The organism is Mesorhizobium sp. M7A.F.Ca.CA.001.10.2.1, from assembly GCF_003998575.1.
GTDB lineage: Bacteria > Pseudomonadota > Alphaproteobacteria > Rhizobiales > Rhizobiaceae > Mesorhizobium.
In genome coordinates this window covers 1-4,563 of sequence record NZ_RZQY01000492.1, presented here as the reverse complement: position 1 = coordinate 4,563, position 4,563 = coordinate 1, and the positions used below count along the sequence as shown (strand labels likewise).

The following is a 4,563-nucleotide window of genomic DNA, read 5'->3' as shown; positions in this document are numbered from 1 at the left end:
TCGGTGGAAGCCGCGACACCTCTTACGGCGGAGTTGCAGACCCGCGCCAGGCAGCGCGGTATCACGCTCGCCGGCAGCGCCGACCAGACCGTGACACATGTGCTGAAGGGCTATTTCTCGACGATGTCGGAAGGCGCCGACACCACCGTCATCTATGTCTGGGATGTCTATGACCCCGCCGGCAACCGGCTGCACCGCATCAATGGTCAGCAGAAGGCCCCGTCGGTCAATTCCGGCGCCAGCGCGGGCGGCGACAGCTGGAAGGGGGTCTCGCCGGCCACCATGCAGACGATCGCCGACCAGACCATCGACCAATTCGCGGCCTGGCTCGGCGGCAAGGCGGGCTAGAGGCATCGGACCCAAAAGTGGAGACGGTTTTGGGAAAATCCGATGCCCAACGAGAAGAAGGAGCAGCGCAAGTCCGCTGCTCCCTGTTGCAGCCCGGCGATGGCGCGGAGCTTTCTTGAGTTTAGCCGGCGGATTCCCGATCTCGGCGCTTGCAATACCGGCGCGGGCCGCTAAAAGCCCGGTTAAAGGGCGCAAGCGAGTCCGTCAGGTCTCATCATCCTCCACCAGGAACCGTGCATGAAACTCTTCGCGGGCAATTCCAACAGGGTGCTGGCCGAAGCGGTCGCCCGGTACCTCAACGTCCCGCTGGGCAAAGCCACGGTCAGGCGCTTCGCCGACCAGGAAATCTTCGTCGAAATCCAGGAAAACGTGCGCGGCGAGGATGTCTTCATCCTGCAATCGACCTCGTTCCCGACCAACGATCATTTGATGGAATTGCTCATCATGATCGATGCCTTCATGCGTTCCTCGGCCAAGCGCATCACGGCGGTCATCCCCTATTTCGGCTACGCCAGGCAGGACCGCCGCGCCTCCGGCCGCACGCCGATCTCGGCCAAGCTGGTCGCCAACATGATCACCCGCGCCGGTGTCGACCGCGTTCTGACGCTTGACCTGCATGCCGGCCAGATCCAAGGCTTCTTCGATATTCCGACCGACAATCTGTTTTCCGTGCCGGTGATGGCCCGCGACGTGAAGGCCAAATACAAGCAACTCGGCAACGTCGTGGTGGTCTCGCCCGACATTGGCGGCGTGGTCCGCGCCCGTGCGCTGGCCAAGCGCTTCGATGCGCAACTGGCCATCGTCGACAAGCGCCGCGAACGGCCCGGTGAATCGGAAGTCATGAACATCATCGGCGCGGTCGCCGGCAAGGATTGCCTGCTGATCGACGACATCGTCGATTCCGGCGGCACGCTGTGCAACGCCGCCGATGCACTGCTGGCCAACGGCGCCACCAGTGTCACCGCCTATATCACCCACGGTGTGCTGTCGGGCGGTGCGGTTGCCCGCATCAGCGGCTCGAAGCTGCAGGAACTGGTGATCACCGATTCCATCCAGCCCACCCAGGGCGTGCTCGACGCGCCCAACATCCGCGTCATCTCGATCGCCGACCTCATGGGCGAAGCCATTTCGCGCACCGCGACCGAGGAATCGGTGTCGAGCCTGTTCGACTAGAGCAATTCCAGGAAAAGTGTGAAGCGGTTTTCCCGGGAAAAGCGCGTAGCGCTTTCCCTAGAGAATTACGTCAAAACAAAGAGTTAGAGCAGCTCGCCGTTTCCGTAAAACGGTAAAATGCTCTAGAACAGCACCTGCCGTTACGGCGCAGGGCTTTCCAACCGAACCGGGCCGACCAGGCGACGAGCGACCTCGACGCTTTCTCGTGCGCCGCGCATATAGCCGCGCGGCGAGGTCCCCAGCATGCGCTTGAACATGGTGATGAAGGCCGGCACGCTGTCATAGCCGAGATCGAGCGCCACCCTGGTGATCGGCTCGCCGTCCGCCAGCCTGGGCAGCGCCGCGAACAGGCAGGCCTGCTGGCGCCATGTCGACAGCGACAAGCCAGTCTGGCGCTGGAAGGCGCGGGTGAAGGAGCGGCGGCTCATGCCGGCGGCATCCGCCCATTCATCGATCGTCGCATGCGGCGACGGTGCCGCGACGAAGCGCCGGCAGAGCGCCGACAGCCTTGGATCGGACGGGAATGGCAGGCCGAGCGGCCGTTCCGGCAAGGTCGGGATTTCGTGCAGCAAAAGGTTCATGATCAGCCCACCACGTCCTTCCAGAACGCCGCCTTGCGGCAGCTTTTCCGATTCCACGATCAGGCTGTGCATCAGGTCGGTGACGCCGACGACGCGCAAGCCTTCGGGCAGCCCGGGGATCGCCTGTGGCATGACATAGACCGAACGCATCGAGACATCGCCCAGCATCTCGACGGAATGCTCGGTGCCGGCTGGAATCCACATCGCGTGGTCGGGCGGCACCATCCAGCGTCCGTAGCGCGTCGTCACCAGCACCACGCCGACAAGCGCATGCAAGAGCTGGCTGCGGCTGTGGCGGTGCTGCGGCACACGGTAGCCATCGGGATATTCGGTCGGCAATGCCACCGCCGGCCCGGCCACTTGTTCAAGCCACTCCCAGCGGCTCTCGTGCAACTGGCCGAGATTGGCGTTGCCAGCGTGAAAGACTTCTTTGCCGTGCGGCATCCGATATGGCCCACTTGCGAAACTATTGGACCAAACCACGAAAGAAGTCATCCCGCAAGAAGCTTATAAGGCGCCGGTCCCAAGCGCTCCACAGGAGCGTCCGACAAGGCGGCCGCAGGTGCGTTCGTCAACTGCCTGCGGGCCTGCCCGCCAAAAAGACCACGGAGCCTACCTTGACCGATACGACAGCCGCCAGCGTCGCCCCACCGGCGACCACCAGTCACGCTTCAGCCCAGGCGACGGCCTTCACCGTGATCCTGGCGGTGAGCTTCTGCCACTGCATCAACGACATCATGCAGTCGCTGCTGTCGGCCATTTACCCGCTCCTGAAAGAGAATTATGGCCTCGATTTCTGGCAGATCGGCTTGTTGACCTTCACCTTCCAGGTGACCGCGTCGCTGCTGCAGCCTGTGATCGGCATGATCACCGACAAACGGCCGATGCCCTATTCGCTGCCCTACGGCATGGCGTCATCGCTGATCGGCCTGATTGTGCTCGCCTATGCCGGGCACTATTCGCTGCTCCTGATCGGCGCCTCGCTGATCGGCATCGGCTCGGCGATCTTCCATCCGGAATCCTCGCGCATCGCCCGCTTCGCCTCCGGCGGCCGCTTCGGCCTGGCGCAGTCGCTGTTCCAGGTTGGCGGCAATTTCGGACAGTCCATGGGGCCGCTGCTGGCAGCCTTCATCGTCGTGCCGTTCGGCCAGACCAGCATTTCCTGGTTCGCCGTCGGCTCGCTGATCGGCATCATCGTTTTGTGGCAGGTCGGCGGCTGGTACAGCCGGCTGCGTGCCGCACAGGGCACCCGCAAGGCGGCGAGCTTCGTTTCGCCCTTCCCGCGCCGCAAGGTGATGAACGCATTGATCGTGCTGACCCTGCTGGTGCTGAGCAAGAATGCCTACATCGCCAGCCTCGCCAGCTACTACACCTTCTATTCCATGCATAAGTTCGGCGTTTCGGTGCAGATGAGCCAAGTCATGCTGTTCCTGTTCCTCGGAGCCTCGGCGCTGGGCATCCTGCTCGGCGGCCCGTTCGGCGACCGCTACGGGCAGAAGGCGATGATCTGGTTCTCCATCGTCGGCGTGCTGCCCTTCACGCTCGCCTTGCCCTACGCCAATCTGGAATGGACGATGGTGCTGACGGTGCTGATCGGCCTGATCCTGTCCTCTGCCTTCTCGAACATCGTCGTCTTTGCGCAGGAACTCGTGCCGGGCCGCGTCGGCATGATCGCCGGCATCTTCTTCGGCTTCGCCTTCGGCATGGGCGGCATCGCGGCGGCCGTGCTCGGTATCGTCGCCGATATGAAGGGCATCGATTTCGTCTTCCAGATCTGCTCGTATTTGCCGTTTCTTGGATTGCTCACCGTGTTCCTGCCAAACATGAAGGAAGCGCGCAAAGCGCAGGCGGCCGCCTAGATCAGGCGGGTCTGCCGCTGTCACAAAAATGCACCCGCCTGATGACGGGTGCATTTTTGTGGGCCATGGCCTTAAGCCTTGAAGAAGGCCAGCAGGTCGGCATTGATGATGTCTGCATGGGTCGTGGCCATGCCGTGCGGGAAGCCCTTGTAGACCTTGAGCTCGCCCTTCTTGAGCAGCTTGATCGTCAGCAGCGCCGAATCGGCGATCGGAACGATCTGGTCGTCGTCTCCGTGCATGACCAGGACAGGCACGTCGATTGCCTTCAGATCCTCGGTGAAGTCGGTTTCCGAGAAAGCCTTGATACAATCATAATGCGCCTTGGTGCCGCCCATCATGCCTTGGCGCCACCAATTGTCGATGACGCCCTGCGAGATGTCCGCGCCCGGACGGTTGAACCCGTAGAACGGACCTGATGGAACGTCGCGGAAGAACTGGGCGCGATTGGCTGCCTGGGCGGAGCGGAAGCCGTCGAACACTTCGATCGGCAGGCCGCCGGGATTGGCGGCAGTCTTGAGCATGATTGGCGGCACCGCGCCGATCAGCACCGTCAGCACCATCGTCCATTCCAGATTGGCGTAGGGCAAGGCGAGCGTGAAGGG

Annotated in this window: 4 protein-coding genes and 1 pseudogene; 3 read left to right on the top strand and 2 right to left on the bottom strand. The window is 62.8% G+C overall.

Going from position 1 to position 4,563, the window contains the following annotated elements:
* Together EN964_RS25550 and EN964_RS25545 are read left to right on the top strand one after the other, a co-directional pair.
* Window positions 1-348 (top strand): annotated as a pseudogene (locus EN964_RS25550) (hypothetical protein); the annotation flags it as partial.
* Between the two features lie 237 nt (window positions 349-585).
* A complete protein-coding gene (locus EN964_RS25545) occupies window positions 586-1,521 on the top strand; it encodes a ribose-phosphate pyrophosphokinase (RefSeq protein ID WP_013530002.1) in 936 nt (311 codons plus the stop codon).
* A gap of 140 nt (window positions 1,522-1,661) precedes the next feature.
* On the opposite strand, the gene EN964_RS25540 is transcribed toward EN964_RS25545, so the two are convergent.
* On the bottom strand, window positions 1,662-2,546 hold the full coding sequence (locus EN964_RS25540; protein WP_127270546.1) for a helix-turn-helix domain-containing protein: 885 nt from the start codon (window positions 2,544-2,546) through the stop codon (window positions 1,662-1,664).
* Between the two features lie 173 nt (window positions 2,547-2,719).
* Here EN964_RS25540 and EN964_RS25535 point away from each other — a divergent pair, with 173 nt between their 5' ends.
* Window positions 2,720-3,961, top strand: a complete 1,242-nt coding sequence (locus EN964_RS25535; protein WP_128361821.1) for an MFS transporter — start codon at window positions 2,720-2,722, stop codon at window positions 3,959-3,961.
* Window positions 3,962-4,032: 71 nt separating this feature from the next.
* Here the strand turns inward: EN964_RS25535 and EN964_RS25530 are convergent.
* Window positions 4,033-4,563 (bottom strand): alpha/beta fold hydrolase (locus tag EN964_RS25530; RefSeq protein ID WP_164775986.1); only part of this gene is annotated, 531 nt, incomplete at its 5' end.